Origin of the sequence: Virgibacillus sp. W0430, from assembly GCF_051846935.1 — a bacterium.
GTDB lineage: Bacteria > Bacillota > Bacilli > Bacillales > Amphibacillaceae > JBPYCR01.
On sequence record NZ_JBPYCS010000006.1, the window covers coordinates 108146 to 124910 of the forward strand.

Sequence of the window (16765 nt, forward strand, 5' to 3'; positions counted from 1 at the left end):
ACGCAAGCCTCTTGCTAGAATCGTACCGATCTGGCTGAGGAGTGTAAATTGCTATGCCTCCACGGAAAGCAAGCTTCTCCGGTAGAAAGTGAGCACGTCAAAACGCGCATTTCTCAATTTCAGGCGCTCATTGATATTCGTGGACTTTTAATTGAAATACAATGCTTTACCAACGTTGATTGAAAAAGATAGGTTCCATTCATCCAATTTTGATGATGGAACCTGTATGTTATTAATATGCTAATGTAGTGATTTCTTATTTTTAATTTGCGCTTGATCGGTTTATTTACTTCTAATAATAAAAACCTGTAATGTTTAATAATAATACAACAATAAGTGAAGTTGCTGCACCGACACCTAGTACAGTAAAAACTATTTTCCATTCCTTCGTCTCTAACCAGATGCCTATTGAAACTAGGCCAGTTATAACTACCCCAAAAAATAAAGCCGCATACGGATTAGAAGGGGTAATAAAATCATTCCAATTTAACCAATGCATGAAGTATCCCCACTATTCATATCGAAGTGATTCAATCGGATCTAGACGTGAAGCTTTATTTGCAGGAAGAATACCAAATATAACACCGATTACCATTGAAAATAGTATGCCTCCAATAATGACTGGCAATGAAACGAGAGGCGGCCATCCTGCAAAATGAGACACGAGAAGTGCAGCTCCAGTTCCTAACACCATGCCTATTATTCCGCCAATTAGTGTCAGTGTAATTGATTCAATTAAAAACTGAAAGAGGATTTGTCCGCGCGTTGCACCTAACGACATGCGCACACCAATTTCTCGCGTTCGTTCCGTGACAGAGACGAGCATAATATTCATTACACCAATTCCACCAACGAGTAAGGAAACACCAGCTATACTGCCAATAATTGTTGTCATAATACCAGTAATTTTTCCAATTCCTTCTGCAATCTCTTCCATATTTATTATTTGATAAGCGTCTTCTTTCTCATGAATACGATTTAATAAATCCGAAGCTTTTTCGCCTGCTATTTGTAAATCTTCGGGGTTTTTTGTTTGTATAGACACTTCACTAAATGCTGTTTTTGCAAATACTGATTGCCATGTCTTCTGTGGCAAATATACCTCATTGGAATTGAATGCAAGAAAACCTGTCTCACTTTCTAATACCCCAACGACTTCAACTGGTTGGGAGCCAATATAAATTACTTCCCCTAATATTTCCTCTCCGTCTAAAAGCTCCTCTTGGAAGGATTCACTTACAATCGCAGCCCTGCTTCCACTTAAAAAGTCAGCTCCAATTAAATTTCTACCTTTTGCAATTTTTAAGCCTCTTACATCCAAAAATGCCTGGTTTATACCTGTAATCGAACCGTCCGTTGTTTCCTCTCGAAATCGGACAGTTGTCATTTCCGAGCTCGTTGCAACGACCTTCCAAACTTCTGGAATTTCTTTTATAACGTCAATGTCCTTCTGTGTAAACGGGTCTTCCAACCATATATTTGGATTCGATTGAATTTCTTCATCAGAAGGCATATACATGAGTTCGATCGTGTTCGATTCACCGACAATTTGTGATTTCAGTACGGCCTCGCCGCCTTGACCTATCGCTACGACTGCAATTACTGATCCAACGCCAATAATAATACCGAGCATTGTTAAAATTGAACGCATTTTATGCGCACGAAGAGAAGAAAACGCCATTTTAATATTTTCCATTATACTCACGGATGACTTCCCTCCCCATGAGCAGTCTGTTCGCTGCCGATAAGCTCCCCATCACGAACAAAAACGACTCGATTTGCATATTGGGCAATTTCTTCTTCATGCGTGACTAAAATTATGGTCGTTCCTTCTTTGTTAAGCAATGTAAACAAATCCATTATTTGCACACCTGTTTTCGTATCTAATGCTCCTGTTGGCTCATCTGCCAATATAATTTCAGGGTCGTTTACAATTGATCGAGCAATGGCTACCCGCTGCTTTTGTCCCCCAGAAAGCTCATTAGGCAAATGTTTCATTCTGTCAGAAAGCCCTACCTTTTCCAAGGCAGCAATCGCTTTTTCCTCGCGTTCTTTTTTAGAAACACCGCCATAAATCATTGGCAATTCAACATTTTGTAACGCATTTAATCGGGGAAGCAACTGAAATTGCTGGAATACGAATCCGATCGATTGATTTCGAACGTGAGCAAGCTCTTTTTCCTCGTATTCCGATACACGAACTCCGTTAAGGAAGTATTCACCGCTTGTCGGTTTATCAAGGCAACCAATTACATTCATTAATGTCGATTTACCTGATCCAGAAGGCCCCATAATCGCAGTAAATTCGCTGTCTTGAATTAACAAATTAATATTTCGAAGAACCTGAACTTCCTCTTTTGCGACCATATAGCTTTTAACGATATTTTTTAACTCAATCATTTAGCTTCCACTTCCATCCCGGCTGTAATATCAGCAGGATTTACAATTACATGGTCATCTTCTTCGAGACCATCCTTAATTTCAATACGCTCGGTTGTAACCGAGCCTATTTTCACTTCTTTCTTTACAGCTCGATTGTTTTCGACAACATAAACAAAATTTGTATCTTCTTCTTGTTGTACAGCCTGTAATGGTAGTGTAGTTGTTTCTTGTTTACTCGTCTCAATCTCTATTAACATCTGAAAGCCTGGCTTCAAATGGATGTCATCCTCTACCGTTACGATAATAGAATATTGAACACCCGAAGTACTATCTTGCATTTCTCCAGATTGATCAGGTAGATCAGCAACAAGACTTACCTTCCCGCTCCATTCTTCATCCGGTACCGCATCCGATGTTAGGATAACATTTTGTCCTTCTTTAATTTTTAACGTGTCATATTCGGAAATTGTTCCTTCTACGATTAGATCATTTAACGAACCAATCCGTACGAGTGGTTTTCGTTGCATTTGTTCTGTACTTGCTGTTGCTTCTTCATCAACAGAAACGACCTTACCGGCAATATCACTTGTCACTACGAGCGCTGCCATTTGCTGTTCAATCGCTTCTTTTTGCAGCTGAATGCGTTCTAGCTCAATAGTTGCTTGCTGTTGCTGGAGCTTGATTTGATCATGCTCTTCCTGCAACATCTCATTATCTTTGTCCCTTTCAAGCTGCTTATCAATTTCTTTATGTTTTTTTCTTAAGTTATTTATTTCTAAGCTGCTGGAGCGAAGCTGTAAATCATTTTGCTTCTTTTCAAGCTCCAACTGCTTGTTTTCGTAACGAACAATTTCCGTACCTTTTTCAACCGTATCGCCTTCTTCTACAAAAACCTCAGCAATTTCTCCCTTTTCCGCTTCATAGTAAATGTTTTGTTCCTTGTTTAATTTTAACGTGCCAGGAACCATTACTGTTTCTTTCATCGTTTCTTTTTCTAATTGACTTGTTTCAACCTTTACACTGCTACCAGCTTGGCCTTGCCACACATTGATCCCAATTAATATTCCTACTAGTAAAACAATTCCTATTCCAATCCAAAGCTTTTTTTTCATTTATTATACTCCTGTAAATCCATTTAAAGCCGCACCGATCATTGCAAAAACAATCCCTATTACGAAGAAAATAATTGCAATTGTCCAAGCAAGACCTTTCGATAATCCAGCTACTTTATTTAAGCCAATCGCAGATAAAATAACTACCCAGATAGAGAATACTTCAAAGCTATTTAATACAGCGCCTAATACACCATCCGCACTAACGAGTGAGCCAAGACTCGTAAACATTATGTTTTGATCTTCTATTTCAACACCTACAGCTGCCATAATTGCTCCATTTATTAATAAACTAATAGCAGAAATAATTAAAATATACGTATTCATAGAAAACAATTGTTTAAACGTCACTTCTGATTTTGCTATTTTAGCAATAACCCAATAAATAAAGCTCGAAATGAGTACGGTGAAAATCGGAATAAATAAACCACCTATTACACTACCTACAGCAGCAAAGGTTTGTATCATTGCTAGCGATTCAGCGTCCATACCTTCCATTTCCATACTCATATCTACACCTAAAGTCGTTAACCATGTGCCGATTATGAATAGTATCGTAACGATGATCATTGCACCCCAAATTTTTGGTCGTTCTTTAATTCGTTCGAATTGTTCGGTCGGACTCGTAATCATTCCAAGCAATGATGGGTTTTTTACATTTGTTTCTTCTGTCATGTTCTTCATCTCCTTTAATTTATAAACCGTTAAAATCCTATTGGTACATTAAACTATTATTTTAAAATATAAAACTTAATCCGTTTACTCTATTACGCAGGTTTGCTATGAATCTGTCTTAACGAACTCCATTTCATCCGCAAGAGATAACAATTCTTCCAACGTAAAATGAGGATCATACAATGAAACGGTGTAGGTGAAGCCTTCTTCTTGCCAGCTTAGTACGCGTGTATCACCCCCGTCTATAAACTCACCCTTATGGTTGCGAACCGTTACTTGCTCGATCCCAGGAAGCTCCAGATCCTCTAGATCGGTAGATTCATCGATCACTTTTGATACACCAAGCTCCAGCAAAGGCAATCCATCCTTTTTATACTCCAAATCAACTACCTTACTAGGATACTCTCCGGATGATTCAAACCATTCAATTGTATCCATTTCCCATTCTTCCTTTTGAAAGACTAGGAAAGAATCATTAAACCTATCTGCTGCTTCTGCAAGAGTTATTTCTTCAGATGAATGTAAACCGGAAATATCCTCAATCGTCACATCGTCCGGTAAATCAAGTGTAAATAGCTTCTCCTCAAAAATAGGATCAAACTCAATTTTTTTGTAGACGAATTGTATTTTATTGTCTCCTGCTTCCGTTACATATTTTAAAACCATCCAATTTTCTTTATCAACCCATATTTCTTGATTTCCAATTAACGTACTTTTTTCCTTTGGTTCAGCTACTAAATGGAAAGTATCCCGCCCTGCAACTTTTTCCTCCCCTGCTTCTTCAATGTGATGCGTATCGCGTATCATATCGAGAAGCATTTCTGCCTGTTCTCGTGGTGCAGGTGGGTTGTACGCAAGCACCTCTGGATCGCTCATAATGAATGCTCGGTTTTTTTCTTTTTCATATGTTTTTACAGATTTACTATCGTTCACCAGAATCGTTAAACCAGATTCATCCGTTATTTCCATCCGCATTTTCCCATCACCGTTGTACCATTCTTTTGTTTCCATATTTTCTATATCGTCACCGGTTTCCATCGTCATTTCTGCTTCTGCATAGTAAGCAAGAGCTTCTGTCGTTTCCTCTAATGCATTGTTTATAACTTGATCAGGCGAATACTGGCTTATCTCCGTGGAACACCCAAACAAGAAAACACCGAATCCAATAAAAAGTCCGACATCTAAAAGTGTACACCTTATATTTATTGTTTTCACCTACCTTTAGTTCTAGGGAGTGAACATAATACCGTTGTCCCAATACTTTCCTCGGAATAAATTTGAATGCTACCCTCATGCTTTTCAATGATTTGCTTCGTAATACTTAAACCTAATCCAGTGCCATGCGCATCTTTTTTGCTTCGTGCTTGATCCACCTGATACATTGGATCAAATACGTTGTTTAAATGCTCCTTCTTAATACCTTTCCCTTCATTTTGAACTACTAGATAAACATACTGTTCGAAGTTGAGGATGCTTTTATCAACAAAGTCAAAAAGCCATGGTATCATTGATTCATCATTTGCTGCAACAACCCATATGTGATTCCCCGAACGGCTGTACTTAATCGCATTACTCATCAAATTATCCGTAACCCGCATCATTTGTTTCGGATTTACTAAGAATGAACCACTTACATTTGAGCTTGCTTGCAAATGAATGTCTTTTTCTTTACATAACGGGTCATAGCCGGATATAAGCATATCGAAAAATTCCATTCCATCTACACGTACAAATTCAAGCTCATAAGAAGAAGATTGCAACAAAGTATATGTTAATAAATCTTCAAGCATTTGCTTCATAAAATCTGCTTTTTGAACAATGACTTGACGATATTCATCGCGTTCTTTAACAGATAATCCTTGTTCTTCATGTAACGATTCCGCATACGCTTTTATGGAAGTTAATGGTGTTTTTAAATCATGAGAAATTGTTGCGATCATAAATTCCTTGTCTTTTTGTTCCTTTTGAATCGCTTGTTGAGCCTCACTTATTTGTTTACTCATTCGATAAAAGTGCTTCTTTAAGATTCCAATTTCATCATTGCTCGTTTCTTTTTCTACAATTGTTTTCCCACTTGCAAATGCTGTCATATCAGTCATTAAGCAGCTTAATCGGACATTTAGCTTTTGATTAACCATCCGAACAACCGTAAAGTAGATAAGCATAAATAATGCGAGAAAGACACTGAACATAAATAAGCTTCGCCCTGAAACGTTCGATTTCCATTCTTTTCGTAAGAGCTCTACATTAAAAAAGCCAACCAATTCCTGCTCCTGAAAGACAGGTTGTCGATATGTGAACGATTGGTATCCTTGTTCTAGTGAGTATAAATTTTTATATAATTTCTTTTTTCCAAGTGCATTTAGTGTAAGGGATGGGTTTGATGCATAAATCACTAACCCATCTTGATTATATAAGCTGATTGACAGCTGTTCTGACTCCAATTGTTTAACTGGCGTCTTATCTGCATCGATGCGATACAACTGTGGCTGCTCTAATACCGATTTAATTTCTTGCAGCTCGATTGTTTTTTTAAAATATTCCTGTACTTTTTGATCGCTATAGTATGAATTAATCCAAGCAAACAATAAATAAGCAGCAAAGATTGGCAAAATCATTACAATGAGATAGGACAATAATAACCATGTTTTTAACTTCACATTAACTCACCAATAAATTGATATCCTTTTCCCCATACCGTCTGAATAAATACGGGGTTTTTAATTGGGTCTTTCAGCTTTTCCCGTAATGCTTTAATATGTACGGTTACCGTATGCAACCCTTCCCCGTCTACATAGTTCCATACATGTTCATACAGTTCATTTTTAGAGAAAACACGTTTTGGGTTTTGTGCAAGGACTTTTAATAAATCATACTCTTTTGAAGTTAAGCTAATTTCATTTCCGGAAAGCTTTATTTTTTGTTGCTCCCAATAAATCGTTAACTCATTCGTATAATCGGACTTCTTTTCATACACTGGTGTTCCTCGATATCGATTCCACCTTCGCAAGTGTGATTCTACCCGTGCTTTCAGTTCGACAAGACTAAATGGCTTTGCTATATAGTCGTCTGCCCCAAGATGGAGTCCTTGAACTTTATCTTCATCCTCTTTACGTGCACTAATAATAATCATGGGAACGTCACTTTTCCAACGTATGTTTTTACATAAAGCAAAGCCATCCATCTCTGGAAGCATAAGGTCGACCATGACAAGGTCATAATGACTAGCTTGAAAATCTTCCCATCCTTCAAGTCCAGTTGTTGCCCATGTCACTTCATACCCTTCTCGCAAAAACAGATCACGAACGACACGTGCAATTTCCGGATCATCTTCTACAAGTAATAGTCTTGATTTCATATGCCCACTAGCCCCCTGTATGAACAATATAACATAGTAAGTAGCTTCTTTTTTTAAGTTTATACTTTTTTTACTATTAGGTGAAGATGCTTTTACAATTAGAAAAAAGTAAAGGAACTGCAACGCATTAAAATTTAAATACTGTTTTTCAAAACTGTAAATATCCACCTACAAATACGTAACTCAACCTATAAACAGATACAATGAAACAAAAATAGAACTGTAGTATAATGTGAAGTAATTATTACGAGGGAGGTTGAGCGTTAGTGGAAGCTATTAATATGTTTAAATATTCGCGAACATCAACATTAATCTTACTTCCTAAATTAGAGGAAAAATTTTGGGATATACAACCTGACGGGTTTCCAAACACGATTCGTTGGAATGCCGGGCACATTTATGTTACAGCGGAAGATTTCTTAAATGAGGCGTCCCCTGATTTCGCTATATCGAAACCGAAATGGATGGAACTGTTTCTAGATGGTACAAGACCTTCGGAATGGACAGGTGATATTCCTTCCAAAGATGAAATTATTGACGCTTTAAAAGAGCAAGAAAGTCGACTTGTACGTTATTTTGAAACGCGTTTAAAAGATAAAGCGGTATCTACACGCGATGTAAATGGTCTGAAATTAGACACAAACGATGCATCGTTACAATTTGTCACTTGGCACGAAGGGATTCATTTAGGGATTGTTAAGTCCATACGGGATGCGTTAAAATAAGAAAAACTTCTGTGAAACGGTACAAATTGATAAAAACACCTAAATTGAGGATTGCTAGTAGTAATGAAAATAAAATAGCGGAATGACAGGCTTTGAGCGGATAAGAAAAAGTATCGTAATAAATGGATTGTTTGAGCGCCACTTTATTACGATACTTATTTTATTGTTCCTAATATATTTTTCCGGTTTTCAGGAAAACCTCATTGAGTAATATCTACCTGTTCATATTCCTCAATAAGCGCTGAAATATTTGTTATAAATGTTTTCGTTAATTTAAAATTTTACATATGAGTCGATTTCATAATTGTCATTTTTGAAACATCACAAAAGAACAGATTTTTAAAAGCCACTTAAAAATTAAGAGCTAGATTGGTTCTGCTATGTTCCATCCGGATCCACTCCGCTTTCCGCAGGCAACGCCTCAACTAATTTCAAAAGGTTGCCCCAAAACTTTTAAAATGGATTTTCGGCTGTTGCTTTTCCTGCAGGAGTCTGCGTGGATCCGGATTCCACACAGACGAGTTGGTGTTGCTATGCAGCTTGTGTTGCTTGGTTGAATGCTGTATGAATTCGTTCAACGGCTGTACGTCAATTATAGATAATTTCCAAAGCTTTTGACCCCCGATCTTGAACTGTATATCTTCGAGGATGTAGACTTGTGAGGTGTGTTTATCATTAATACATATTTTAATAGTTAACAAAATTTAGTTTTGCTAGCTCAAAAGCTTCTTTCATTAAAAAAATATTTGGAAGGGATTTCCTACTAATTTGTGCTAATCGGCTTTTTCACTTTCCAGTATCGTCACAACAATTTCTGGGCGATTGAAAACTCGTATATTATACGTATAATTTCCGAGTCCTCTGCCAACGATCATTATCGTATTATTTTCTTCAAAAACACCTGCATCATGCTCAGGAAAAAATTCTCCTTCATGCGAAATAATTCCATCTAAATAGGGGAGTCTAATCATCCCTCCATGATGATGGCCTGCGAGCACTAAGTCTGACCCCCATTCTTGGTATGCGTCAAAATACTTCGGATAATGAGCGAGTACTATTTCAAATACCTCTTCATTTGCTTCACCAATTTTCTCATCCATATACGCTTTGTCAAAGTCTATATTTACTTGCACGTCAGAAGCACTGTAAAAAATTAAAGGGATATTTAAGCCTCTTAAATGGATTTTTTTCTCGTCTTTTTCCAAAATAGCCTTTTTATCATTAATAATTTGAACTCCGATATTTTCGAGCTCAGCGATAAAGCTAGTATAATACGTATTATTTCCCCGTTCAGCCATTGTCTTTGCAATTAATTCATGATTTCCGTCAATATAATAAACTGGATAAGCTTTCACTAATTTACTTGCGAGTTCGGCGAAAACAGTGCCGTCATCTTTAATAGAGTTCATCATGTCTCCTGTTATAACGATAACATCCGGATTTACTTTCTCGATCTTTCGGATTAGTCGTTTACTGTTTTTTCCAAACTGCTTACTGTGTAAATCTGTCAGTTGTACTATTTTATAGCCATTAAAAGCGCCCGGTATTTTGGACGATTGTATTTTATATGTGGTCACTTCCAATACGTTTGCTTGATAAAGAAAATATACTATTAAACCGGAACTAAGTAGAAACATATATATAAATGCTTTTCGAAGTATTTTCATGAGCTCTCCTTTTTGGGATTCAAATAGACTATTTTCTATTTTATAAGCAGCTTATCTAATGTTCAATACGAATCTTATAGTTATTCATTTGCTCGATTTATTAATCCTATTAAAAATACTACTACAATGCCTTTTAATTGCCGTTTATTACTATGAGTAAAATATTGGAAAGGAAAATATGACCTATAATTCATTTGTATAAGTACTATTATTTGTTTTATTTACACTATTCATATAATATTACTTTAAACTATATCGGTATAGGGGGATGGAAATAGATGATACATAATGATTACTATACACAAGAAACGCACGGCCCGTATGAAATGTATAATTTAGGTGATTTTCAACTTGAAGAAGGCGGCATTATCCCTGATTGTCAGCTCGCGTATCGCACTTTTGGCGCGTTAAACGAAAGCAAAGATAACCTAATTGTAATCCCTACTTGGTTTTCCGGTACGAGCAAAGATTGGGAAGCTTATATTGGCGAGGATAGAGCACTAAATCCAAAAAAATATTTTATCGTCGTTATAAATCAGATTGGTAATGGATTGTCTAGTTCACCACATAACAGCCCTGCATCTATTTCTATGAATGCGTTTCCTCACGTACGTATTTCCGACGATGTACGTGCACAATATCAACTCATTACCGAAAAATACGGAGTAACAGAAATTGCCCTTGTTGTTGGAGGGTCTATGGGTGCACAACAAACGTATGAGTGGGCTGTACGTTATCCAGAAATGGTGAAGCGTGCTGCACCAATTGCGGGAACTGCTAAAAATACAGACCATGACTTTTTATTTACACAAACACTTATGGATGCCATCACCTCTGACCCAGGCTTTAACGAAGGAAATTACACTTCTCACACAGACGTAGCAGAAGGCCTAAAAAGGCATGCAGACATTTGGGCAGTAATGGGATTATGTCCGGACTTTTATAACGAAGAAAAATGGCGGTTATTTGGTGTTAATTCAGTGACCGAGTTTACGGAAGAATTTTTACAGCCTTTGTTCCAAGCAATGGACCCGAATGCTTTATTAACAATGGCTTGGAAATGGCAACGTGGAGATGTAAGCAGAATGACAAACGGTAATCTAAAAGAAGCGCTTGGCCGCATAAAAGCAAAAGTATTCGTTATGCCAATTGATGAAGATATGTTTTTCCCGCCAAAGGATTGTGAAAAGGAACAAAAAATGATCAGCAATAGTGAATTGCGAATGATCCGCAGCATTTGTGGTCATTTTGGATTGTTTGGCGCAGAGGGAGCTTATTATTACGATCAAATTGATGCCCATTTGCAAGACTTACTAAATGAACACGTTAGTGAAAAACAGATGGAATAAAACGCATAAAAACCAGTTGCCGCAGCACATAGCAACTGGTTTTTATTTTATGCTCCTACTTTAATTGTTATACAGTTCGTTCCTGAACACTTTTTAGTTTAATTGCAAAGTACGTTCTGCACCCATTATCGCATCAATTACGTAGTCTGCTGTAATGACGTCGGCACCTTCCACTAGATCTTCCTTCGCTACATTGTTATGTTCCATACACGCCGAACAAACTTTCAGTCGGCCACCTTGCTCCAAATATACTGGCAATAGATCTTTAATCGATTTAAAAGGAGCTCCAATGTCAATTTTATCTGCGTACCCTTTTTCAGCTATGTGCACTGCATCAGATAATAGTAAAATTTCAACTTGATGCCCTTTTTCTAATGCTTTAGCTCCCATTGTGAATGCAATTGTTACATTATTTTCGTCTCTTTCATGCGCTGTCAATGTAATTAACAAATCGGTTTTCATTGTATAGCCTCCTACAATTATTATCCATAATACCCCTATAGGTATAATGTATATCGTACGCTTATGAAATACAAGCACAACGCTCTCGATTTTTAAATATATCTTGTTTGTATGTATTTTCTACTTTATATTACGAAAATAAACAGCTTACAGCTAATAAACAAGTAGTTGAGGATTTTCCAAGTGCCTTTTTGGAAAAGAGAACGGTGAGACAAGTGCTTGGCACGAGGGGCTCACCATTCGCTCGAGGAAAGAGAGTATATTCCATGAACGGAAATATTAGAAAATTTCTCCTACTACATTTTTTTTGGATATCCTAAAATTATATATGGTAGCATGTAAAGTGCGATGTTCAATGATAGCAAAAGGTACGTTTCAATTAAGTGACAGCCGATAAGGATTAGTTGTACTCTTAAGATACTACTATTTAATAAAACATATGAAGCGCAAAAAAATTAAAATCGTCTTTAGGAGGTCGCTTTAATGAGCAAATTAGAGGCACTAATTAGGAATCAACATACTTTCTTTCGGAGCGGTAAATCAAAAGAGAGAGAATTTCGTCTAAACGCACTAAAAAAATTAAGAGAAGGTATACAGTTATACGAGCAACATATTATCGACGCATTAAATCAAGACTTAAACAAATCAGAGTTTGAGTCATATTCAACCGAAGTTGGCATTGTACTAGAGGAAATCCGCTTTACAATTAAAAATTTGCACAAATGGATGAGACCAAAAAAGGTAAAAACCCCCATTACACATATAGGTTCTTCAAGCTATTTATACGCACAGCCTTATGGGGTTACACTCATTCTTTCTCCTTGGAACTATCCCTTCCAACTTGCGATAGCGCCATTAATCGGTGCAATTGCTGCCGGGAATTGTGCAATCGTAAAACCGTCCGAATTAACCCCAAATACATCTAACCTATTACATCGTCTTATATCGGAGCTCTTTCCGAAGGAGTATATCACGGTAGTACAGGGCTCTATTGAAGCTAGTCAAGCCCTTTTACAGGAGAATTTTGATTACATCTTCTTTACTGGGAGTGTACCCGTTGGAAAAGTAGTTATGGAGGCAGCATCGAAAACGTTAACACCTGTTACATTAGAATTAGGTGGAAAAAGTCCATGTATTGTCCATAACGATGCCAATCTTAAATTAGCGGCGAAACGGATTGCCTGGGGGAAATATTTAAATGCAGGCCAAACATGCGTAGCACCAGACTACCTATATCTCCACAAAAGCATTGCAACCGATTTTATTCTCCATTTGAAACGAGCAATTAACGATTTATATGGCGAGCAACCATTAACGAATCCGAACTATACACGAATTGTTAATGAGAAACATTTCAATCGACTCACTGCTTTTTTAAATGAAGGAAAAACGGTTATTGGCGGTAGAACGATAAAAGAAATACGCACGATTGAACCTACCGTGCTCGTAAACATTACGTGGGAAGACACGATTATGCAAGATGAAATCTTCGGACCAATACTTCCAGTCTTAGAATACGACCAACTTGATCAAGTGATAGAAGGAATAGCTAAGCACCCTAATCCACTTGCACTTTACTTATTTTCTGAAGATAAAAGAACGCAACAAGAAGTTGTGAAAAATGTTTCATTTGGAGGTGGCTGTTTGAATGATACCGTATACTATATCGCTACCCCACACTTACCTTTTGGTGGGATTGGTACAAGTGGAAGTGGTGCGTATCATGGAAAAGAAAGCTTTAATACGTTTTCTCATCACAAAAGCATTTTAAAGCAAACGACACGATTTGATCTTCCGTTTAGGTATCCGAACGTAAAGAACGGTTTAAAAAAGATAAAATATTTCTTAAAATAAGAAGCAATTCATTCTACACCACGGAGCCTCATACTGGATTGCAAACGAAGAAAAAGAGTAAGCACCCATTCTATGAATCACCGAATTTCTGTAACGTACCGATTTGAATCGCCTATGTAGCTATGTAATAAGGATTGTGAATCACGAATATAAATTTCTATAAATTAAACGCAACAATCCATACGATAGAATTGTATTTTAATTAGGCATGTGTCGTCTTTAAGCGAAACAAATGAATACTGATTTAATTTAAACAATATACTCTTTTTTAGACAAATCACTTTCCGAAGAACGGATATAATATGCGCCTTTGGTAATGTATGCCACAATTACCGTTAAAATCGAAGCTAATATTGCAGCGAAGAACGCAGCTGTATTTTGTAAAAAGACACCCATAAAACCTAAGGCAGCAACTGTTCCAAGCACACTTGCAACTGTTAATGAAACGACCCCAACCGGGTTCCATTTATGCAAGTTGTTTTGTCTTTCTTCATAATAATTCGGACCGATTTTAAGGAATTTTTTCACAACTAGTGCATCTGTAACTAATATTGCAGCCCATGCTAATAGAAACACTCCTTGGAACGTTAATGCCGTATCCAAGTGGTCAACGATTCCTCCTAGCATGAGTCCCATAGCGATTACACCTGCAACAACGACCCAAAAGCGACGACCTGGTTTAAATTTAACAACGTTTTCAAAGAAATTTGATAACGATAACGAGCTACTATAAATGTTCGTTACATTAATTCTTAACTGCGTAAGTAAGGTGAACAGCGCTCCTCCAACACCTAGGAGCTGTACGATATAAACTCCTGGATTTGGTTCTGCCATTAGAACGCCGAACCAAATTCCAAGTCCACCCATTACACCATAACAAAATATTTGAGGTATAAATCCGATTGCAATCGTACCTTTAATATCCTTTGGCTTCAAAAATCTCGCGTAGTCAGAAGCAAGTAATGCGGTCAGCCCCATAATTCCATGCTGCATTCCAATACAAAGAAGCAAGGCAGTGCCACCAACTTTTACACCTTCAGGCATATACGTCAAAAAGCCACCGTCATAAACAGGTGTTTTAAACATAGCCATTACGATAGCCGTACCTAAAAAAACGAGAAATAACAGCAAAGACCACTTTTGTAATTTATCCAACTGCTTTATTCCGAACCAGTTCAGTGGTATAACGACGGAGCCGAAAATGATAATATATACCCATTGAGGTATAGAAGGAAAGAACTCATGTACGGCAAATACGAGAATCATGCCCTCAAATGCACAGTACATAATGAAATTAGATGCGTAAATAAGCGAGGTAAGTGAAGCTCCGATGTAGCCAAACCCGCCACCACGAGATAGTAAATTAACATTCATCCCATTTTTAGCAGATAAGTATGCAATAAACGTTCCTAGGATACCAGCGACTACGATAGCGTATACTGCTGATATAATGGCATTAATCGCACCGAATTTCAATGCCATCACACTTCCTAGTTGAAAGTAAAAAATGGCTGTCGCAATACCAAAGGTAATATTTGTAATACTGATCCAGCCCATATTTCTTTTATTTATAGGCACTCTAGCTAAAGAATAATCGTCTTTTTGCTCCATATTTTCTTCTGTATGACTTAAACCGATGTAAATCAACTCCTCTAGGCAACTTCTATTTATATGCGTCACCTTTATTTCGTGAAGTGATTCACAATCCTATTACAATACTAATACTAACTATATCAACTTTACCCTTTATCGCTCAACTGCTGTTAATACGCGTATTTCCTCTTATATTGGCAAAAATACGTTTTAAGCATCATATACATGTACGAACGGAAGAGTTCTCCTTATCACTCTATTTAATTGCGAACTCCTTCATTATTTGGACAGTGAAATTTCCCAATGCTGGAATATGCTTACATACATTTACTAGCTTATTTTTATTACCAATGTAAACATTACTCGAAATCCTTCACTGCTCTTTTATAGCACTACATGAGCCCTGTCTAAAGAAAAACACTTCCAAATTACAGATATATTCTATAATTTGGAAGTGCCGTCTTTCGTACCTATTTAAAAAACTATAAGTTACAATGGTAAGTAGTTTACTAGTTGTCTTGCACTCGTAACTAATACTGCCTGGTCTTCTTCTAAGCTGGATAGAAATCTAAAGTAGGAAGAACGACCAATCATTATTAGGGCCGTAAAAAGCACAATTGTAAATGCGACTACTGACCATAAAATTACGTCTAACATTTTCCCCATTTTCTAACCCACCTCACTCCAATGAGTATATATAATGAAACAATAAAACTCAACTTAATTTCGCAACCGTGCATTTGTTTAATACTTTCATCTTCACTCTGTCAAATCCGAACAATAAAGTATAAAAGAATGTATATTTTAAAAGCACACAAACTTCTCCAGCGCTTATAAACGCGTTATTAAATTGAGTTAATACGGATAATCCCTTCCCACTTTCACAAGCCCTATGATTTAATAGGCGAACTATATATTTGTTAAATTGTTTTTCGTTCGTGTTTGGTGATGGGAATGAACTTACTAAATTAACGAAATTTAATTTACAATTGTGAATTATTTGTGGCAATTGCGGAACGTTTTTAATACGTGCTTGGAACTATGTGAAATACCGACAATTGGTAAGTCTATTAAACTGCCATATGAAGCACGCATCCTTAAGTTAGTGAAATACAATTGTGGATATTTAGACGCAGGAAAAACACTCTTATGGATAATTATTAAATACGGTGCGGCTGCCGCCAGTAACCTAATAACCATCATTAAAAGAACACCTTTAAAATTCTTAAGTATACATCCCTTTTTTGTGTATTACTCCTATTCACGATTAAAACATACGTGACTCCATCCATCATATATGAGTAAAGGGGGAACAGATGCACGAATCTAACTAGATAATATGCGATCAATTTTACTTCGAACGATATACACATGAATAACACCGTTGATTTTCACTGCAGGTGGATGCTTTCCGTGGGCACGGCTTCAGCCTCTTCGGAAAGCGTAGTGTATATCTACTGCGGTCGGTAGGAATCAATACTAATATTAACGAATACAAAGAGAGGTTTTTTAACTTCTTAAAATAACATCCACAAATACGTGACTCAATCATCCATCATATACAAATCTTTTTCTTTTATATGAATCT

15 protein-coding genes are annotated in these 16765 nt (G+C 36.9%); 3 read left to right on the plus strand and 12 right to left on the minus strand.

What is annotated here, in order from left to right; all coding sequences use genetic code 11:
- Positions 1–292 precede the first annotated feature (292 nt).
- The 8 genes from ACLIBH_RS05165 to ACLIBH_RS05200 form a co-directional block, all read right to left on the minus strand.
- Positions 293–499 (minus strand): hypothetical protein, encoded by a 207-nt coding sequence (locus tag ACLIBH_RS05165; protein ID WP_439315626.1) that lies wholly within the window; start codon positions 497–499, stop codon positions 293–295.
- Positions 500–511: 12 nt separating this feature from the next.
- Positions 512–1705: an ABC transporter permease gene (locus ACLIBH_RS05170; RefSeq protein WP_439315627.1), complete on the minus strand. Its 1194-nt coding sequence runs from the start codon at positions 1703–1705 to the stop codon at positions 512–514.
- Complete coding sequence (locus ACLIBH_RS05175; protein WP_439315628.1) at positions 1702–2400, minus strand: ABC transporter ATP-binding protein; 699 nt, start codon at positions 2398–2400, stop codon at positions 1702–1704. Before ACLIBH_RS05175 ends, ACLIBH_RS05170 begins: the two co-directional genes overlap by 4 nt.
- On the minus strand, positions 2397–3494 hold the full coding sequence (locus ACLIBH_RS05180) for an efflux RND transporter periplasmic adaptor subunit (RefSeq protein WP_439315629.1): 1098 nt from the start codon (positions 3492–3494) through the stop codon (positions 2397–2399). Before ACLIBH_RS05180 ends, ACLIBH_RS05175 begins: the two co-directional genes overlap by 4 nt.
- A 3-nt stretch (positions 3495–3497) precedes the next feature.
- Entirely contained in the window at positions 3498–4169 is a 672-nt protein-coding gene (locus tag ACLIBH_RS05185) for a Yip1 family protein (protein ID WP_439315630.1), read from the minus strand.
- Between the two features lie 105 nt (positions 4170–4274).
- Entirely contained in the window at positions 4275–5384 is a 1110-nt protein-coding gene (locus tag ACLIBH_RS05190) for a LolA family protein (protein WP_439315631.1), read from the minus strand.
- Positions 5381–6829: a HAMP domain-containing sensor histidine kinase gene (locus ACLIBH_RS05195; RefSeq protein WP_439315632.1), complete on the minus strand. Its 1449-nt coding sequence runs from the start codon at positions 6827–6829 to the stop codon at positions 5381–5383. Before ACLIBH_RS05195 ends, ACLIBH_RS05190 begins: the two co-directional genes overlap by 4 nt.
- Positions 6826–7527 (minus strand): response regulator transcription factor, encoded by a 702-nt coding sequence (locus ACLIBH_RS05200; RefSeq protein WP_439315633.1) that lies wholly within the window; start codon positions 7525–7527, stop codon positions 6826–6828. Before ACLIBH_RS05200 ends, ACLIBH_RS05195 begins: the two co-directional genes overlap by 4 nt.
- A 266-nt stretch (positions 7528–7793) precedes the next feature.
- Here ACLIBH_RS05200 and ACLIBH_RS05205 point away from each other — a divergent pair, with 266 nt between their 5' ends.
- A complete protein-coding gene (locus tag ACLIBH_RS05205; protein WP_439315634.1) occupies positions 7794–8252 on the plus strand; it encodes a DinB family protein in 459 nt (152 codons plus the stop codon).
- 773 nt (positions 8253–9025) lie between these two features.
- On the opposite strand, the gene ACLIBH_RS05210 is transcribed toward ACLIBH_RS05205, so the two are convergent.
- Positions 9026–9919: a metallophosphoesterase gene (locus ACLIBH_RS05210; RefSeq protein WP_439315635.1), complete on the minus strand. Its 894-nt coding sequence runs from the start codon at positions 9917–9919 to the stop codon at positions 9026–9028.
- A gap of 278 nt (positions 9920–10197) precedes the next feature.
- On the opposite strand from ACLIBH_RS05210, the gene ACLIBH_RS05215 reads away from it, so the two are divergent.
- Positions 10198–11268: an alpha/beta fold hydrolase gene (locus ACLIBH_RS05215; RefSeq protein WP_439315636.1), complete on the plus strand. Its 1071-nt coding sequence runs from the start codon at positions 10198–10200 to the stop codon at positions 11266–11268.
- A 93-nt stretch (positions 11269–11361) separates the two neighbouring features.
- Here the strand turns inward: ACLIBH_RS05215 and ACLIBH_RS05220 are convergent, their stop codons facing one another.
- Positions 11362–11730, minus strand: a complete 369-nt coding sequence (locus ACLIBH_RS05220; protein ID WP_439315637.1) for a DsrE family protein — start codon at positions 11728–11730, stop codon at positions 11362–11364.
- A 483-nt stretch (positions 11731–12213) separates the two neighbouring features.
- Between ACLIBH_RS05220 and ACLIBH_RS05225 the strand changes: the two genes are divergently transcribed.
- Positions 12214–13584 (plus strand): aldehyde dehydrogenase, encoded by a 1371-nt coding sequence (locus ACLIBH_RS05225; protein WP_439315638.1) that lies wholly within the window; start codon positions 12214–12216, stop codon positions 13582–13584.
- 249 nt (positions 13585–13833) lie between these two features.
- On the opposite strand, the gene ACLIBH_RS05230 is transcribed toward ACLIBH_RS05225, so the two are convergent.
- Positions 13834–15195: a purine-cytosine permease family protein gene (locus tag ACLIBH_RS05230; RefSeq protein ID WP_439315665.1), complete on the minus strand. Its 1362-nt coding sequence runs from the start codon at positions 15193–15195 to the stop codon at positions 13834–13836.
- 471 nt (positions 15196–15666) lie between these two features.
- Positions 15667–15843 carry a hypothetical protein gene (locus ACLIBH_RS05235; protein WP_439315639.1) on the minus strand — a complete coding sequence of 59 codons (177 nt, stop codon included), beginning with the start codon at positions 15841–15843 and terminating at the stop codon, positions 15667–15669.
- Between the last annotated feature and the right edge of the window lie 922 nt (positions 15844–16765).